Origin of the sequence: Pseudomonas fluorescens, from assembly GCF_900215245.1 — a bacterium.
In the GTDB taxonomy this organism is placed as follows: Bacteria; Pseudomonadota; Gammaproteobacteria; order Pseudomonadales; family Pseudomonadaceae; genus Aquipseudomonas; species Aquipseudomonas fluorescens.
Map to the genome: position 1 here is coordinate 425,705 of NZ_LT907842.1, position 17,393 is coordinate 443,097.

The 17,393-nt window shown below is 59.5% G+C and carries 17 protein-coding genes and 1 pseudogene; 12 read left to right on the forward strand and 6 right to left on the reverse strand.

The annotated features are described in order from the left end of the window. Nucleotides 1-63: 63 nt before the first annotated feature. Genes rfbA through CPH89_RS01970 form a run of 4 tightly spaced genes read right to left on the reverse strand, consistent with a single transcriptional unit; the run spans nt 64 to nt 3,893 of the window. Nucleotides 64-948, reverse strand: coding sequence for a glucose-1-phosphate thymidylyltransferase RfbA (gene rfbA / locus CPH89_RS01955; RefSeq protein WP_053258027.1), 885 nt, complete (start codon nt 946-948; stop codon nt 64-66). A 2-nt stretch (nt 949-950) separates the two neighbouring features. Then, nucleotides 951-1,847, reverse strand: coding sequence for a dTDP-4-dehydrorhamnose reductase (gene rfbD, locus CPH89_RS01960; protein WP_053257413.1), 897 nt, complete (start codon nt 1,845-1,847; stop codon nt 951-953). After that, a complete protein-coding gene (gene rfbB / locus CPH89_RS01965) occupies nt 1,844-2,914 on the reverse strand; it encodes a dTDP-glucose 4,6-dehydratase (RefSeq protein WP_053257414.1) in 1,071 nt (356 codons plus the stop codon). The genes rfbD and rfbB overlap by 4 nt, the downstream gene beginning before the upstream one ends. Before the next feature lie 4 nt (nt 2,915-2,918). After that, on the reverse strand, nt 2,919-3,893 hold the full coding sequence (locus CPH89_RS01970) for a glycosyltransferase family 2 protein (RefSeq protein WP_081006393.1): 975 nt from the start codon (nt 3,891-3,893) through the stop codon (nt 2,919-2,921). Between the two features lie 591 nt (nt 3,894-4,484). Between CPH89_RS01970 and CPH89_RS30525 the strand changes: the two genes are divergently transcribed. Both CPH89_RS30525 and CPH89_RS01975 read left to right on the forward strand, forming a co-directional pair. Continuing rightward, nucleotides 4,485-4,628 carry an FAD/NAD(P)-binding protein gene (locus tag CPH89_RS30525; RefSeq protein WP_232005425.1) on the forward strand — a complete coding sequence of 48 codons (144 nt, stop codon included), beginning with the start codon at nt 4,485-4,487 and terminating at the stop codon, nt 4,626-4,628. Nucleotides 4,629-4,753: 125 nt separating this feature from the next. Continuing rightward, a pseudogene (locus CPH89_RS01975) lies at nt 4,754-5,881 on the forward strand (FAD/NAD(P)-binding protein); the annotation flags it as partial. 69 nt (nt 5,882-5,950) lie between these two features. Here CPH89_RS01975 and CPH89_RS01980 read toward each other — a convergent pair. Continuing rightward, nucleotides 5,951-6,811 (reverse strand): DMT family transporter, encoded by an 861-nt coding sequence (locus CPH89_RS01980; protein ID WP_053257416.1) that lies wholly within the window; start codon nt 6,809-6,811, stop codon nt 5,951-5,953. Nucleotides 6,812-7,231: 420 nt separating this feature from the next. Here CPH89_RS01980 and CPH89_RS01985 point away from each other — a divergent pair, with 420 nt between their 5' ends. Continuing rightward, nucleotides 7,232-8,023 carry a CPBP family intramembrane glutamic endopeptidase gene (locus CPH89_RS01985; RefSeq protein WP_053257417.1) on the forward strand — a complete coding sequence of 264 codons (792 nt, stop codon included), beginning with the start codon at nt 7,232-7,234 and terminating at the stop codon, nt 8,021-8,023. Nucleotides 8,024-8,096: 73 nt separating this feature from the next. Next, nucleotides 8,097-9,662 (forward strand): methyl-accepting chemotaxis protein, encoded by a 1,566-nt coding sequence (locus CPH89_RS01990; protein ID WP_053257418.1) that lies wholly within the window; start codon nt 8,097-8,099, stop codon nt 9,660-9,662. Nucleotides 9,663-9,741: 79 nt separating this feature from the next. Here CPH89_RS01990 and CPH89_RS01995 read toward each other — a convergent pair whose 3' ends face one another. Further along, a complete protein-coding gene (locus CPH89_RS01995; RefSeq protein WP_053257419.1) occupies nt 9,742-10,434 on the reverse strand; it encodes an alpha/beta family hydrolase in 693 nt (230 codons plus the stop codon). 79 nt (nt 10,435-10,513) lie between these two features. On the opposite strand from CPH89_RS01995, the gene ccoN (CPH89_RS02000) reads away from it, so the two are divergent. The 8 genes from ccoN (CPH89_RS02000) to ccoP (CPH89_RS02035) all read left to right on the forward strand — a co-directional run bounded on the left by ccoN (CPH89_RS02000) (nt 10,514) and on the right by ccoP (CPH89_RS02035) (nt 17,393). Continuing rightward, nucleotides 10,514-11,938, forward strand: coding sequence for a cytochrome-c oxidase, cbb3-type subunit I (gene ccoN / locus CPH89_RS02000; RefSeq protein WP_053257420.1), 1,425 nt, complete (start codon nt 10,514-10,516; stop codon nt 11,936-11,938). A 10-nt stretch (nt 11,939-11,948) separates the two neighbouring features. Then, nucleotides 11,949-12,557: a cytochrome-c oxidase, cbb3-type subunit II gene (gene ccoO, locus CPH89_RS02005; protein WP_053257421.1), complete on the forward strand. Its 609-nt coding sequence runs from the start codon at nt 11,949-11,951 to the stop codon at nt 12,555-12,557. Nucleotides 12,558-12,560: 3 nt separating this feature from the next. Beyond that, on the forward strand, nt 12,561-12,761 hold the full coding sequence (locus CPH89_RS02010) for a cbb3-type cytochrome oxidase subunit 3 (RefSeq protein WP_053257422.1): 201 nt from the start codon (nt 12,561-12,563) through the stop codon (nt 12,759-12,761). Next, complete coding sequence (gene ccoP, locus CPH89_RS02015) at nt 12,758-13,705, forward strand: cytochrome-c oxidase, cbb3-type subunit III (RefSeq protein WP_053257423.1); 948 nt, start codon at nt 12,758-12,760, stop codon at nt 13,703-13,705. Before CPH89_RS02010 ends, ccoP (CPH89_RS02015) begins: the two co-directional genes overlap by 4 nt. 472 nt (nt 13,706-14,177) lie before the next feature. Then, nucleotides 14,178-15,620 (forward strand): cytochrome-c oxidase, cbb3-type subunit I, encoded by a 1,443-nt coding sequence (ccoN, locus tag CPH89_RS02020; RefSeq protein ID WP_053257424.1) that lies wholly within the window; start codon nt 14,178-14,180, stop codon nt 15,618-15,620. Further along, nucleotides 15,620-16,228, forward strand: a complete 609-nt coding sequence (gene ccoO / locus CPH89_RS02025; RefSeq protein ID WP_053257425.1) for a cytochrome-c oxidase, cbb3-type subunit II — start codon at nt 15,620-15,622, stop codon at nt 16,226-16,228. Before ccoN (CPH89_RS02020) ends, ccoO (CPH89_RS02025) begins: the two co-directional genes overlap by 1 nt. 5 nt (nt 16,229-16,233) lie before the next feature. Continuing rightward, the gene (locus CPH89_RS02030; protein WP_003193169.1) at nt 16,234-16,419 is read left to right on the forward strand and encodes a CcoQ/FixQ family Cbb3-type cytochrome c oxidase assembly chaperone; all 186 of its coding nucleotides are present in this window, start codon (nt 16,234-16,236) and stop codon (nt 16,417-16,419) included. Next, the gene (ccoP, locus tag CPH89_RS02035) at nt 16,416-17,393 is read left to right on the forward strand and encodes a cytochrome-c oxidase, cbb3-type subunit III (RefSeq protein ID WP_053257426.1); all 978 of its coding nucleotides are present in this window, start codon (nt 16,416-16,418) and stop codon (nt 17,391-17,393) included. The genes CPH89_RS02030 and ccoP (CPH89_RS02035) overlap by 4 nt, the downstream gene beginning before the upstream one ends.

A 17,393-nucleotide genomic window follows, 5' to 3' on the forward strand; every position in this document is an offset into this window, starting at 1 on the left:
CGCGGCGCTGCTGATCAAAAAGTGATTTCAAGGTAAATACGAAAAAGCTTGGCGAACGCCCTATCAAAAAATCTTTTCATGCAAGAGGCGCTTCAGATATTGACCGTAACCATTCTTGGAGAGTGGCGCCGCGAGTTTTTCCAGCTGCTCAGCATCAATCCACTTTTGCCGGAACGCAATCTCTTCAGGGCAGGCCACCTTAAGCCCTTGGCGGTGCTCAAGTGTGGCAATGAAGTGACTGGCCTCAAGTAACGATTCATGAGTGCCGGTATCCAGCCAGGCGTAACCACGCCCCATGATTTCCACAGAGAGCTTGCCTCGCTCCATATAAATACGATTTAGGTCAGTAATTTCCAGCTCGCCACGAGGCGAAGGCTTGATGCCCTTGGCAATCTCGACCACGTCTTGGTCATAGAAATAGAGCCCCGTTACCGCATAGTTGGACTTGGGCTGAAGCGGTTTCTCTTCTAAGCTGATCGCCTTACCCTGGTCGTCAAACTCGACGACGCCGTAACGCTCGGGATCATTCACATGATAAGCAAAAACACTGGCGCCATCCTGGCGATGCATGGCGCTGTTGAGCAGCTCATTGAAATGATGACCATGATAGATATTGTCGCCTAGCACCAGTGCAGACAAATCGTTGCCGATAAAATCCTCACCAATGATAAAAGCCTGAGCCAGACCATCCGGAGAGGCCTGTACTGCATAAGAAATACTCACCCCCCACTTGCTACCATCGCCCAACAATTGCTCAAAGCGAGGCGTGTCCTGCGGCGTCGAGATGATCAATATGTCGCGAATCCCCGCCAGCATCAGCGTGGTCAGCGGGTAGTAGATCATCGGCTTGTCGTAAACCGGCAGCAATTGCTTGGAGATTGCCAAGGTTGCAGGGTGCAGGCGTGTGCCTGAACCACCGGCCAAAATGATTCCTTTACGTTTAAGCATGTTCATTTCTCTAGAATTTCTTTAAGCATCCGTGCCACGCCGTCCTGCCATTCAGGCAGGCGCAGTGAGAAGGCATTCTGCAGTTTTTGAGTGTTGAGTCGGGAGTTGCCCGGGCGTTTGGCCGGCGTCGGGTAGGCCGCGGTGGTGATCGCGCCCACCTTGGCCGGTTCGACCTTGAGCTGCACGCCAGCCGCTTGCGCCTGTTCGAGCACGAAGCGGGCATAGCGGTGCCAGGTGGTCTCACCTGCGGCGGCGAGGTGATACACCCCGCTCAACAACGGGTTCGAGCCCAGAGTGCGGATCGCGTGCGCGGTGACGTCGGCCAGCAAGTCCGCCCCAGTGGGCGTACCGAACTGGTCGTCAATCACGTTCAGGCTGTCGCGCTCAATGGCCAGGCGCAGCATGGTCTTGGCGAAGTTGTTACCGCGCGCTGCGTAGACCCAGCTGGTACGCAAGATCAGGTGCGCACAGCCGCTGGCCTGGATGGCCTGCTCGCCCTGCAGCTTGGTCGTACCGTAGACGCTCAGCGGGCCGACCGGGTCGCTTTCCAGCCACGGCGTGTCGCCGGTGCCGGCGAACACGTAGTCGGTGGAATAGTGCACCAGCAAGGCATTCAGCTTCAGCGCCTCGGCGGCGAGTACCGCCGGGGCTTCTGCGTTGACACGCAGGGCCTGGGCGGGCTCGCTTTCGGCTTTGTCGACGGCGGTGTAGGCCGCTGCGTTGACGATGACGTCAGGTGCAAACCGTTGCACGGTGGCGGCCAGACCCTGCAGATCATTGAGGTCGCCGCAGTAGTCCGGGCTTTTTGAGTCGAGCGCAAGCACTTGGCCCAAAGGGGCCAAGCTGCGTTGAAGCTCCCATCCCACTTGGCCATTTTTGCCAAGTAGAAGGATCCTCATGCCGAACGCTCGGCGTAGTTCTTTTCGACCCATTCGCGGTACGAACCCGATTGGATATTGCTTACCCAATCCTGGTTGTCCAGGTACCACTCTACGGTTTTGCGAATACCCGTCTCGAACGTCTCAGCCGGCTTCCAGCCCAACTCACGCTCCAGTTTGCGTGCGTCGATGGCATAACGGCGGTCATGGCCTGGGCGATCGGTCACGTAAGCAATCTGGTCGCTGTAAGGCTTGCCATCCGCTTGAGGGCGCAGCTCATCGAGCAAGGCGCAAACGGTGTGGACGATGTCCAGGTTTGGCTTTTCGTTCCAGCCGCCGACGTTATAAACGTCACCCACAGTGCCGGCTTCCAGTACACGACGGATAGCGCTGCAGTGGTCTTTAACGTACAACCAGTCACGAATTTGCTGACCGTCGCCGTACACCGGCAGGGCTTTGCCTGCCAGTGCGTTGACGATCATCAACGGAATCAATTTTTCTGGGAAGTGATACGGGCCGTAGTTGTTCGAGCAATTGGTCGTCAGTACGGGCAAGCCATAGGTATGGTGGTAGGCCCGTACCAGGTGGTCGCTCGCCGCCTTGCTCGCCGAGTAAGGGCTGTTAGGCTCGTACTGATGCGTTTCGGTGAACGCCGGGTCTTCCTTGGCCAGGGAGCCATAGACTTCATCAGTCGACACATGCAGGAAGCGGAAAGACTGCTGTGCATCAGCGTCCAGTCCTTTCCAGTAGGCGCGCACCGCCTCCAGCAGGCGGAAGGTACCGACGACGTTAGTCTCGATAAAATCTTCCGGGCCATGAATGGAGCGGTCGACGTGCGACTCGGCGGCGAAGTTCAGGATAGCGCGCGGCTGGTGTTCAGCGAGCAGGCGCTGGACCAACTGAGTATCGGCGATATCACCCTGTACGAACACGTGGCGCTTGTCGCCTTCGATCGAGCTGAGGTTCTCCAGATTGCCGGCATACGTCAGCTTATCCAGGTTAATGACCGGCTCATCTGTCTGGGCTACCCAGTCCAATACAAAGTTTGCACCGATAAAGCCCGCACCGCCGGTTACTAAGATAGTCATTGAGTCAGATCTTTTTCAGTAGTGTTGCAAAAATTAGCCCGAGGTTCCCCATAAACGTCTGCCGATACAAACCAGCAGACCAAAACCCCAGCACTCGTCTAAATAACGTTTGACTCCGCGCACCTTTGAAGCGCGCAAGGGTCGTTCGATGCTCTTCGCAAAGACGATGCTCCATGGCTTCGAGTGCACGAATGTTCTGTTCGTTCCACTCGTAAAAACGTCCTTGAAAGATCATCCGTAGCCGAACCAGGCGAGCTGCCCAGCTGGAGTTGCTGCCAATCAGATTTTCATCATGCTGGCGGTAAAGCATTCGAGGCTCGGGATCGTAGTGAACGACGCCTCCCGCACCCGTAACGAGCTGATACGCCCACCAATCATGAGACGGAACGACGACATCCAGCCCCGCCTCCATGATCAACTCGCGAGCAGCCTGGTTGAACACCATAGTATTGCCGCCCGCAATGCTCTGGACGAGCGCGTTCGAGAAGTGAGGGGGCAGAGAGAAAAGCGGAGAAAAGCCGAGTGTGACACCCGAGTCACTGACCAGTTGAGTGCGACCACAATAAAGGGCCGGAACATCGGCAGGCTGTGTCTGCAACCACTCAACAGCGACCTGCAACTTCTCGCCATTCCAGATATCGTCCTGATCGCACCATGCAAAATAGTCTGCCTGGATATCGGCGCGACAGGTCAGCGACAGAAAATTGGCTACGAAGCCTTTTTGAGGACCAGCTACGACACGCAAACGGTCGCTGCCCCAACGATTACAGTATTCCTGAAAAATAGCCGAAGTACCATCTTGGGAACCGTCATCAGAAATTACTAATTTCCAGCCACGATGGCTCTGCCGCTCAATGGAGTCAAGCTGTTCAGCAAGGAACGTATCACCATTGTACGAGCACATCAAAACCGCGACGGTTGCCAGGCAAACATCGTTCGGCAGAGCATTGGAAAGGCTACGCGATGCGAAAATAGACACAATATCCCTTTGCGAGCGTACTACATATCCTGCAGGGAGGTAGGATATAGGCCACAATAAGGTCGGAATTATTACAGCATTAAATGGTAAGAGCAATCTTACTGATGACCAACGGTCGACGTCCTCGCCCCCCTCAGAGGCTCTAGGATCAGGCGTTGCACCTCTAACTCGGGGGTTTGTGACGCTAGGCGGCCTAAATGACAGGAGGGTAACCTTCCCTGATCCGCCCGCAATGGCTAAATCATGTTAGTGCGCCATCAGTGAATACGCCAAACCACTGCGAGTGACCGCGCTAGCAGCGAGCCGAAAACCTGTTTATCCCGGTCGCCCGCCCTGCAAACGCCGAAGAGGGTATAGCGCATATTCAGTTATGAAGCGTCGACAACGGCTAACGGGAGTGCGACTGACCTATATCCACAAACGCTGAATAGCTGCAGTTGCGCCCTGGCTGACGAACCCGATCCACTTCATTATCACGCTCATAACAATCCATCGGTTGACTCTACACATCACTTATCGGCTCTTATTCAATAAGAGCAATAGAACAACCTTGTCAAATGAAAAATGAGCAGCGTTGAAACTGGAGCTCGAATGAATACCAAGACCATCGCGATTATCGGCGCAGGCTTCTGCGGCTCGACGCTGGCCGTACACTTGTTGCGCCCCCCTCCCTTCACCGCCTTGAAAATCCTGTTGATCAGCCGCGCTGGCAGCATCGCCCGCGGGGCTACCTAAAGCACCCGCGCCCATGTGCTCAACGTGCCCGCCGGCAGAATGAGCGCCCTCGCCGGTGAAGACGACGCTTTTATGACTACGTTAAACGCCACGCCCCAACTGCGACACCCGGCTCCTTCGTAGAGCGACGCGTCTATGGCGATTATCTGGAAGCGCTGCTGAAGGATGCCATCAGCCGCGCGCCGCAGGGTTGTGAGCTGCACCAGGTGATTGGCGAAGTGGTCAAGATAGTCCCCCAGCCCAATGCAAACGGCGCGCTGCTCTTGATGGATAACGGAGAGCATTATCGCGCCGACAGCATCGTTTTGAGCATTGGCAGCTGTGCACGCCAGGAACCGGCTATCGCCCCGCAATATCGACAGTTCTACGCAAGCCCGGGCTACGTGCATGACCCATGGCAACCCGGCGCACTGGATGGCATCAGTGCCAATGACCCCGTCTTCCTGATCGGTAGCGGACTGACCATGCTGGATGTCGTGCTCGACTTACGTGATCGAGGGCACAAAGGCACTATTCAAGCCGTCTCACGCCGTGGCCTGCTGCCCCAACCGCACCGCGAATTGAATGCACACCCCGCTTACGACGAGGGGCTGTCACAGCACATGTTGACCGATTGCAGGGTGCGTCATTACGTACGCGCAGTCCGTGACGCGGTCAGGCTGCACGCTCAAAGCGCAGGAGACTGGCGCGACATCATCGGTGGATTGAGGTCGGCCACCCAGCAACTGTGGCAGGCCTTGCCGCTCGATGAACGCCGACGATTCTTGCGGCATATACGCCCTTACTGGGACGCCCATCGCCATCGTTGTGCACCCCAACCCGGCGCCCGCATGCACGAAGAACTCGCCAGCGGCCAGCTCAAGCTGTTGGCCGGGCGCATCGTCGGCTACGCGTCAAACCCTCAGGGCGTAAGCGTTTCAGTACGCCGTCGTGGCGCCAGCACCGAGGAACAGTTGCAGGTTAAAGCGGTGATCAATTGCACGACGCCAGCCCTGGACCTGCGCCAATTGGACGACCCTCTGCTCAAATCCCTGCGCGCAGATGGCCTGTTAGTGCCTGACGCACTCGGAACCGGGATGGATATCGCCCCTTCAGGCGCGCTGCTCGATTGCAATGCCGTGCCGTCAGACTGGCTGTACTACGTCGGGCCCTTCCTCCAGGCGCGAGACTGGGAAGCCACCGCAGTACCCGAACTGCGCGACTACGTGAAAAGCATGGCGCAGACGCTGACGACTGCGCTCACTCGACAATAGATCGCAGACCTGACGGGCGCGCGCTTTCGCGGGCCCCCGTCAGCGTTGAGGCAGTGCTCAGCACCTCACTCAACGTCTACCAAACACAAACCCTAACCCGACGATGATCAACCCCATCCCCAACACGCTTAACAGCGCGAGCCGGTTACCAAAGATCAGGTAATCCATCACCGCCGTCACTGCTGGCACCAGATAGAACAAACTGGTGACATTCACCAGATTGCCACGCGCGATCAGACGGTACAGCAGCAGCGTCGCCAGTAACGACACCACCAGCCCCATCCATAGCACCGGCAGGTAAAAGTTGGCGCTTTGTTCAAAGTGGAAAGGTTGGAACGGTACAAACACGGCACACAGCAGCAACCCCGCCAGATACTGCACGGGCAGCGTACCGAGAGGGTTATCGGTGATGCGTTTTTGCATGATCGAGCCAAACGTCATGCTCGCCAGCGCCAGCAGGCCGAACAGCATCCCGGCCAGGGACATCCCAGACAACCCAATGCCCTGATAGACCACCATGATCAACCCCGCCAGCCCCAGTCCAAGACCGAACATCCGGCGTAACGAACGCTGACGTTCCACCAGCACCACCGTGAGTATCGGCTGCACCCCCATGATGGTGGCCATCACGCCGGGAGTGACTTTAAGGTCCAGCGCCAGCAGATAGAAAATCTGATACGCGCCTAACAGCACCAGCCCCGTCGCCGCCGCATAGAGCATGGGCTTGCCGGGACGTGGCAGTTTCAACCTGAGGATCGGCACCAGAACCACCAACCCGGCCAGGGCGATGGCAAAGCGAATCAGCAGAAAGGCAAAGGGCGAAGCATGGGCCAACCCCCACTTGGAGAATATCGCCCCGCTGCTCCACAACAGGACAAACAGGCTCGTCGAGGCCGCCGCGGCCACGGATTGTTTCGAAAGAACAGACATGGTTACCACCTGCAATCAGGCAAAAAAGCCAATTCAGCCAAGGCTGAAACTCAGTAGGTTTTTTTCAGGCGGGCACAGGGGACAGCGAATCGCTGATCAGCCCGCAATGCCAACACCCGGCGGTGATACGACTGCGTACACCGGCGTGCTACTGACAGGTGGGGGGTAGTGACTGATCTGCGCAGGCTGTTTATTCCCGCACGGCACGACCACAGCGCTGACCGCTGAATCGACTACCGCTATGCGCTGGGAAGCTGGCATGTGCTGATCTTTTTTGAAGGGATAACGACGCGCCGACTATAACCAGCCGCCTTCCTGTTTTGCAATCACTTCACCCAGGCGCCGTGCGTGGAAGAGTTTTCATGCCTGCGAACAAGCCCGGTCGCTATAATGCCGGCCAGTTTTTTTGAAGGATTTCACATGATCGCTTTGCCCTGGCTGTACCTGGTGCTTCTCTCCATTGGCTATGTATTGGCCTTGACCTACGGGCAATTGGGCATGTTGGCGGCGGTCTCGGTGGCCATGCTGCTGATCGCCGGGTACGCCGTACGCCAGCAACGCAGCCCTTGGGCGCGCTACCTCGGGCACGGCTTGTTCGTGGTGCTGGCCCTGGGCCTGGCGATGCACTGGCTGCCGGGTTTCTACAACGGCCGCGGCATCGCGCCCGAGCGCCTGACACCGGACGCGGTGCCGTTTTCGATGTACCTGAACCAGGACAAACCGCTGATCGGCTTCTGGCTCCTACTCGCTTGCCCATGGATTGTGGCGCGCCGCTCGTTGCGCCTGTCGATCTGCGTCGCCGCCCTGGCGGTGACCCTGACAGCAGTGGCAGCGTTGGGTGGCGCCGCGTTGCTGGGGATGATCAGTTGGGCCCCCAAATGGCCGGAACAGGCGTGGCTGTGGGTGCTGAATAACCTGCTGCTGGTGACCCTGGTCGAAGAAGCGTTGTTTCGCGGCTATATCCAGGGCGGCCTGAGCCAACGCTTCAAACACCTGCCCTACGGGGAAAACCTGGCATTGCTGCTGGCCTCGTTATTATTCGGCCTGGTGCACCTGGGCGCAGGTTGGCATTGGGTGCTGCTGGCGAGCATTGCAGGCGTCGGTTATGGGCTGGCCTATCGCTTTGGCGGCCTGGGCGCAGCGATCGCCACGCACTTTGGCTTGAACCTGCTCCACTTCGGTTTGTTTACCTACCCGATGCTGGCCGGTTGATTGTTGCAAAAATAAGTTAAATAAATACCCGCAATGGCCGACAACCCATCAAAGCCTTGCGGATTGAACAATCATGCGTAATAACCAACCCGTTACCCAGCGCGAACGTACCTTCCCCGCTCAGCAACGGTTGATCTCCACCACAGACGCCAAAGGCGTGATTACCTACTGCAACGACGCCTTCGTCGAAATCAGTGGGTTCACCCGCGACGAACTGGTCCGTGCGCCGCACAACCTGGTACGTCACCCGGATGTTCCGCCGGCCGTGTTCGCGCACATGTGGTCCACGCTCAAACAAGGCTTGCCATGGATGGGCATCGTTAAGAACCGCTGCAAGACGGGCGATCACTACTGGGTTAACGCCTACGTGACGCCGGTCTTCGATGGTAACCAGGTGATCGGCTACGAATCGGTGCGCATCAAGCCCACCGCCGAGCAGATCCGACGGGCCGAAGCGCTCTATCAACGCATCAACCAGGGCAAGTCGGCCGTGCCTCAGCGCGACAAGTGGCTACCGGTGCTGCAGGACTGGCTGCCGTTTATTCTGGTCAGCCAGTTGAGCTTCATGATCGGTGCCTCGCTCAACTCCCACTGGGGCTTTGCCCTCGCGGCGGGTTTGTCGGTGCCGCTGGGCCTGCTCGGCCTGAGCTGGCAGCAGCGCGGCCTCAAGCGCTTGCTGCGCCTGGCCGAGCAGACCACGTCCGACCCGTTGATCGCACAGATGTATACCGACAGCCGTGGCGCACAAGCGCGACTGGAGATGTCGATCCTCAGCCAGGAAGCGCGCCTGAAGACGTGTCTTACCCGCTTGCAGGACACTGCCGAGCACCTCAACGACCAGGCAGCGCAGTCCAACACCCTGGCGCACAACAGCTCCAGTGGCCTGGAACGTCAGCGCGTGGAAACCGAACAGGTGGCCACCGCCGTCAACCAGATGGCGGCGACCACCCAGGAAGTCGCCAGCCATGTGCAGCGCACCGCCGACGCCACCCAGGAAGCCAATCGCCTGACCGGTCGCGGCCGCGACATCGCCGGGGAAACCCGCGAGGCGATACAGCGCCTGTCGGTCGCCGTGGGCGAAACCGGTGTGACCGTCACGCAATTGGCCAAGGACAGCGATGAAATCGGCGGCGTGGTCGACGTGATCAAAGGCATCGCCGACCAGACCAACCTGCTGGCGCTGAACGCCGCCATCGAAGCGGCGCGCGCCGGTGAGATGGGCCGTGGTTTTGCGGTAGTGGCCGACGAAGTCCGTCAACTGGCGCAGCGCACCGCTGAATCCACCGGGCAGATCCATGCCCTGATCGCCAAGCTGCAGCAGACCGCCGCCGCTGCGGTGCAAACCATGGACGCCGGGCATCGCCAGGCCGAAGAAGGCGTGGCACGGGTGATGGAGGCAGATCAGGCCTTGGTAGGCATCAGTGAGGCCGTGGCCAACATCACCGACATGACCACCCAGATCGCCGCGGCCACCGAGGAGCAAAGCGCGGTGGCCGAAGAGATCAGCCGCAACATCAGCACGATTGCGCTGTTGGCGGATCAGACCTCGGAACAGGCGATGAACTCGGCGCAGTTGAGCGAAGAGCTGACCCACACGGCGAATACCCAGTATTCACTGGTCGAGCGCTTCAACCGGTAAACCGCTATCGCGAGCAAGCCCGCTCACACATTTGGAATGCATTTCCAATGTGCGAGCGGGCTTGCTCGCGAAGGGGCCCCTAACAGGCACCCAGAAACTCAGCGACTTTCACCGCCGCAGCCTGCAAATGCTGCTCATGACTAAACCCCGACGCCTTCAGCGGCTTCAAATCATGATCGCCCGCCACCCGCCACATCACCTCGATGCTCGGCGACAGCTCATACCCTTGCACCGCCGCCCGATTACCCAGCGCATCGCGCTCGCCCTGCACTATCAACGTCGGCGTCTTCAGCCCGGCCAGATGCTCGACCCGTGGCTTTTCCGGCTTGCCCACCGCATAGAACGGATAGCCCAGGCACACCAACCCATCGGCGCCCAACTCATCGGCCACAATACTGGCCATGCGCCCGCCCATCGACTTGCCGCCGATGGCCAGTTTCCCAGCGACATGACGTCGCACCACGGCATACACCTCACGCCAACATTCCAGCAGCTTCGGTGCCGGGTTGGGTGGTCGTTTACCCCCATCCGCACGGCGTTGAACCATGTAGGGAAACTCGAAGCGCAACACGTTCACGCCATGCCCGGCAAGGCGTGCAGCCATGTCGCTCATAAAGGCTGAGTCCATCGGCGCGCCAGCACCATGAGCCAGGATCAGCGTCACCGGCGCACGCGCGATCGACCCCGTCGCGGCATCCCACAACCAGCCATGTTCCCGTACACACTGCGCCCATTGATCCCCGTCAATACTGGCCTTGTGCTCTTTGCTCATGCTTGCCTCGCTTTTTAGTCTGCCTATAACTCCAGCCCAAGTGCCGCATTTGCTTGGGTTGAACCGTGGATGGGGAACCATGAACACTACTTTAAGTACCGCCTATAACTACAAGGTGGTCCGCCAATTCGCCATTATGACGGTGGTGTGGGGCATCGTCGGCATGGGGCTCGGGGTTTTTCTCGCCGCCCAATTGGTTTGGCCTGCACTCAACTTTGACTTGCCCTGGACCAGCTTTGGCCGCTTGCGCCCGCTGCACACCAACGCGGTGATCTTCGCCTTCGGCGGCTGCGCACTGTTCGCCAGCTCCTTCTACTCGGTGCAGCGCACCTGCCAGACGCAGCTGTTCGCGCCGAAAATTGCCGCGTTCTGCTTCTGGGGTTGGCAATTGGTGATCGTGCTGGCAGCCATCAGCTTGCCGCTGGGCTACACCACTTCCAAGGAATACGCCGAGCTGGAATGGCCGATCGCTATCCTTATCGCCGTCGTCTGGGTCGCCTATGGCGTCGTGTTCTTCGGCACAGTGATGAAGCGCAAGACCAAGCACATCTACGTCGGTAACTGGTTCTTCGGTGCGTTCATCATCACCGTGGCCATCCTGCATATCGTCAACCACGCCTCCCTGCCAGTGAGCTGGACCAAGTCCTACTCGGCCTATGGCGGTGCCACAGATGCCATGGTGCAGTGGTGGTATGGACATAACGCGGTAGGCTTTTTCCTCACTGCCGGTTTCCTCGGGATGATGTACTACTTCGTGCCCAAACAGGCCGAGCGCCCGGTGTACTCCTATCGCCTGTCCATCGTGCACTTCTGGGCCCTGATCACCCTCTACATCTGGGCCGGCCCGCACCACCTGCACTACACCGCACTGCCGGACTGGGCACAGTCGCTGGGCATGGTGATGTCGCTGGTACTGCTGGCACCGAGCTGGGGCGGCATGATCAACGGCATGATGACCCTGTCGGGCGCCTGGCATAAGTTGCGCAGCGACCCGATCCTGCGCTTCCTGGTGGTGTCCCTGGCCTTCTACGGCATGTCGACGTTCGAAGGGCCGATGATGGCCATCAAGACCGTCAACGCCCTCTCCCACTACACCGACTGGACCATCGGCCACGTACACGCCGGCGCCCTCGGTTGGGTGGCGATGATCTCCATCGGCGCGCTCTACCACATGATCCCGAAAGTCTTCGGCCGCGAGCAGATGTACAGCCTCGGCCTGATCAACGCGCACTTCTGGCTGGCCACGATCGGCACCGTGCTCTACATCGCCTCGATGTGGGTCAACGGCATCGCCCAGGGCCTGATGTGGCGTGCGATTAACGAAGACGGCACGTTGACCTACTCCTTCGTCGAAACCCTGGTGGCCAGCCACCCTGGCTTCATCGTGCGACTGGTGGGCGGGGCAATCTTCCTCAGCGGCATGTTGCTGATGGCTTACAACACGTGGCGCACCGTACGTTCGGCGCAACCTGCCGAAGTCGTCGCTTCTGCGCAGATGGCCTGAGGAGTCAGTGATGAAACACGAAACGATTGAAAAGAACGTCGGCCTGCTGATGCTGCTGATGGTGCTCGCCGTGAGCATCGGCGGCCTGACCCAGATCGTCCCGCTGTTCTTCCAGGACGTCACCAACAAACCGGTGGAAGGCATGAAGCCCTACACCGCGCTGCAACTGGAAGGCCGCGACATCTATATCCGCGAAGGCTGTGTGCAGTGCCACTCGCAGATGATCCGCCCGTTCCGCGCCGAAACCGAACGCTACGGCCACTACTCGGTCGCCGGCGAAAGCGTCTGGGACCACCCGTTCCTGTGGGGCTCCAAGCGCACCGGGCCGGACCTGGCGCGCGTCGGCACGCGCTACTCGGATGACTGGCACCGCGCGCATTTATACAACCCGCGCAACGTCGTGCCGGAATCGAAAATGCCGGCGTATCCATGGTTGGTCACCGCCCCCGTCGACAGCAGCCACACCGAGACCAAGTTGCACGTCATGCGCACGCTCGGCGTGCCGTACACCGACGAGGACATCAGCGGCGCCGTCGCCAGCCTCAAAGGCAAAACCGAGATGGACGCGCTGGTTTCTTACCTGCAAGTGCTCGGCACTGCCATCAAGAGCAAGAGGTGAGCCATGGGATTTGAATTCGATGCGGGCACCATCCGCGGCCTGGGCACACTGGTCGTCGCCATCGCCTTTATCGGCCTGTCGCTGTGGGTGTTCAACAACCGGCGCAACGAGGCGTTCGAGCAGGCACGCCTGCTGCCTTTCGCCGATGAACCTTCGCCATCCGACGCTCAAGAAGAGCCTGCAACAAGGAGCACTCGCCCATGACGACCTTCTGGAGTACATGGATCTGCGTACTGACCCTCGGCAGTCTGATCGGCCTGACCTGGCTGCTGATCGGCACCCGCAAGGGCGAGACCAAGGGCAGCGTCGACCAGACCATGGGCCATGCCTTCGACGGCATTGAGGAATACGACAACCCGCTGCCCCAGTGGTGGTTCATGCTGTTCGCCGGCACCCTGGTGTTTGCGGTCGGCTACCTGATCCTCTACCCGGGCCTGGGCAACTGGAAAGGCGTGTTGCCGGGCTATGAGAACGGATGGACCTCGGCCAAGGAATGGGACAAGGAGATGGCCAAGGCCGATACCAAGTTCGGGCCGATCTTCGCCAAGTTCGCCGCCATGCCGGTGGAAGAAGTTGCCAAGGACCCGCAAGCGCTGAAGATGGGCGGTCGCCTGTTCGCCTCCAACTGCGCGGTGTGCCACGGCTCGGATGCCAAGGGCGCGTATGGCTTCCCGAACCTGGCGGACAACCTCTGGCGCTGGGGCGGTTCGGCTGACGCGATCAAGACGACCATTCTGAATGGTCGCCACGCGGCGATGCCGGCCTGGGGCGAGATACTGGGTGAGGATGGGGTGAAAAACGTCGCCGCCTTTGTGCGCCACGACCTGGCCAAGCTGCCCTTGCCCGCTGACAGCACCGCGGATCTGGCGGCCGGTCAAGCCGCCTTCAACACCACCTGCGTGGCGTGCCACGGGCCACAAGGCCACGGCATGGAAGCCATGGGCGCGCCGAACCTGACCGAGCCTGCCGGTTTTATCTACGGCACCAGCCTGGCGCAATTGCAGCAGACCATCCGCCATGGCCGCCAAGGTCAGATGCCGGCGCAGGACGTGCTGCAAGGCAACGACAAAGTGCACCTGCTCGCCGCCTATGTTTACAGCCTGTCCCACAACGCTGATGGCGCAACGCCAGAAAGCCACGCTGAGTAACCTCTGACTGCCGCCCCTGTTCGGGGCGGCAACTTTTGCGTTTTACGCGACCAAGTGTCGCACCCTTCCCCACCGCAACTTTCCCCTCCTGCCATTCGGGTCTACGCTTGTTCCCACAGTGGATCGGTATTGACCGGTCGACGGCCGATTTGCACTCGATGGGTTGAACATTTTTGCAGGGTGACAGGCGCAAAGGCTGGCAGTGACCGGCTATCGTGCCACTGACCACTCGTCACCTCGAGAGCGTGTTTACACACACCAAGTTACAAGTCCCCGCCAGCAATAAATTTTCCTGTCCACTCGATCAGCTTTATATTTCCGATTTTGTCCTTACGTAAAACATGGAAAGGGCGCAGAATCTGGCGTGGAACGCATTGATACAGGTCAGTCATTGCGTTGCAATGGCCCCTCGCTTTCTACATACTTGCGGCCGATTTTACCTATAAAAAAACCTAAACCGTGGAACCTTAGAATGAGCACAGCAATCAGTCCGACTGCTTATAACTATAAGGTAGTCCGCCAGTTCGCCATCATGACGGTGGTCTGGGGGATCCTTGGCATGGGGCTCGGGGTGTTTATCGCCTCGCAACTGGTTTGGCCGGAATTGAATTTCGGTTTGCCATGGACGACCTTTGGCCGCCTGCGCCCGCTGCACACCAACCTGGTGATTTTTGCCTTCGGTGGGTGTGCGTTATTTGCCACTTCCTACTATGTCGTGCAGCGAACCTGCCAGACGCGACTGATCTCCGACGGCCTCGCGGCTTTCACCTTCTGGGGCTGGCAAGCCGTTATCGTCGGTGCGATCGTGACCCTGCCGCTGGGCTACACCACCACCAAGGAATACGCCGAGCTGGAATGGCCAATCGCCATTTTGCTGGCCATCGTCTGGGTGACCTACGCCCTGGTGTTCTTCGGCACCATCGTCAAGCGCAAGACCAAGCACATCTATGTCGGTAACTGGTTCTACGGTGCCTTCATCCTGGTGACGGCGATGCTGCACATCGTCAACCACGCGTCGCTGCCGGTCAGCCTGTTCAAGTCCTATTCGGCGTATGCCGGTGCGACCGACGCGATGATCCAGTGGTGGTACGGCCACAACGCCGTAGGCTTCTTCCTCACCACCGGCTTCCTGGGGATGATGTACTACTTCGTGCCCAAACAGGCCGAACGCCCCATTTACTCGTATCGCCTCTCTATCGTGCACTTCTGGGCATTGATCACCCTGTACATCTGGGCCGGTCCTCACCACCTGCACTACACCGCGCTGCCGGACTGGGCGCAATCGCTGGGCATGGCGATGTCGATCATCCTGCTGGCCCCAAGCTGGGGCGGCATGATCAACGGCATGATGACCCTGTCGGGCGCCTGGCATAAGCTGCGCACCGACCCGATCCTGCGTTTTCTGGTGGTGTCGCTGGCGTTCTACGGCATGTCGACCTTCGAAGGGCCGATGATGGCGATCAAGACCGTCAACTCCCTGTCCCACTACACCGACTGGACCATCGGCCACGTACATGCCGGCGCCCTCGGTTGGGTGGCGATGATCTCCATCGGCGCGCTGTATCACATGATCCCCAAACTGTTCGGCCGTGCGCAGATGCACAGTGTCGGGCTGATCAACACCCACTTCTGGCTGGCCACCATCGGCACCGTGCTCTACATCGCCTCGATGTGGGTCAACGGCATCACCCAGGGCCTGATGTGGCGTGCGATCAACGATGACGGCACCCTCACTTACTCCTTCGTCGAAGCGCTGCAAGCCAGCCACCCGGGCTACATCGTCCGCGCCATCGGTGGTGCGTTCTTTGCCAGCGGCATGCTGTTCATGGCCTACAACGTCTGGCGCACCGTGCGTGCTTCCGACCCGGTAGAAGCCGAAGCCGCCACCAAGATCGCCGTTGTGGGAGCTCACTGATGAAGCATGAAGTAGTCGAGAAGAACATCGGCCTGCTGGCCTTCTTCATGGTCATCGCCGTGAGCATCGGCGGCCTGACCCAGATCGTTCCGCTGTTTTTCCAGGACGTGACCAACAAACCCGTAGAAGGCATGAAGCCGCGCCCAGCGCTGGAAGTTGAAGGCCGTGACGTGTTCATCGCCAACGGCTGTGTGGGTTGCCATTCGCAAATGATCCGTCCGTTCCGTGCCGAAACCGAACGCTACGGCCACTACTCGGTGGCCGGGGAAAGCGTCTGGGACCACCCGTTCCTGTGGGGTTCCAAACGGACCGGCCCGGACCTGGCCCGTGTCGGCGGTCGTTACTCCGATGACTGGCAGCGTGCGCACTTGTACAACCCGCGCAACGTGGTGCCTGAATCGAAAATGCCGGCGTACCCGTTCCTCGTGGAAAACAAGCTCGACGGCAAGGACACCGCGAAGAAACTCGAAGTCTTGCGCACCCTGGGCGTGCCCTACACCGATGAAGACATCGCCGGTGCAGCCGCCGCCGTGAAGGGCAAGACCGAAATGGACGCATTGGTGGCCTACCTGCAAGGCCTTGGCACCATCATCAAAAGCAAACGGTGATCTTCATGGATATCGGGATGATTCGAGGCCTGGGCACCGTTGTCGTGATGGTGGCCTTCATCGGCCTGGCATTGTGGGTGTTCAGCCCGCGGCGCAAGTCGGAGTTTGACGACGCGACCATGCTGCCCTTTGCAGATGATCCCGAAGCCATCAAGCACGTCGAGCAAGCTTCTAGGAGTAACAAAGAATGACTACGTTCTGGAGTCTGTACGTCACAGTCCTCAGTCTGGGTACCATTTTCGCCCTGACCTGGCTGCTGCTGTCGACCCGCAGGGGGCAGCGCGCCGAACAAACGGACGAGACCGTCGGTCACTCGTTCGACGGCATTGAGGAGTACGACAACCCGTTGCCGAAATGGTGGTTCATGCTGTTCGTCGGCACCATCATCTTCGCCCTTGGCTACCTGGCGCTGTACCCCGGTCTGGGCAACTGGAAGGGCCTGCTGCCGGGCTACAACTACCTCGACAACGACAAGCAAACCCCGTTCGCCAATGGCCAGACCGGCTGGACCGGCGTGCATGAATGGGAAAAGGAAATGGCCAAATCGGACGCCAAGTTCGGGCCGATCTTCGCCAAGTTTGCCTCAATGCCGATTGAAGACGTGGCCAAAGACCCGCAAGCCTTGAAGATGGGTGGCCGCCTGTTCGCCTCCAACTGTTCGGTATGCCACGGTTCCGACGCCAAGGGCGCCTACGGCTTCCCTAACCTGACCGATGCCGACTGGCGCTGGGGCGGTGAGCCGGCCACCATCAAGGAAACCATCATGAAAGGCCGCCATGCGGTGATGCCGGCCTGGGCCGAAGTCATCGGCGAGCAAGGCGTGGCCGACGTGGCGGGTTTTGTGGTGACCAACCTCGACGGCCGCAAACTGCCGGAAGGTGCCAAGGCCGACGTGGCCAACGGCGCGAAACTCTTCGCCGCCAACTGCGTGGCCTGCCACGGCCCTGCCGGTAAAGGCACCCCAGCGATGGGCGCGCCGGACCTGACCCACCCGGGTGCATTCATCTACGGTTCGAGTTTTGCGCAACTGCAGCAAACCATTCGTTATGGCCGTCAGGGCCAGATGCCTGCGCAGGAGTTGTTGCAGGGGAATGACAAGGTGCACTTGCTGGCGGCGTATGTTTACAGCTTGTCTCATGGGGATAAGCCAGCCGATCCAAAGTGA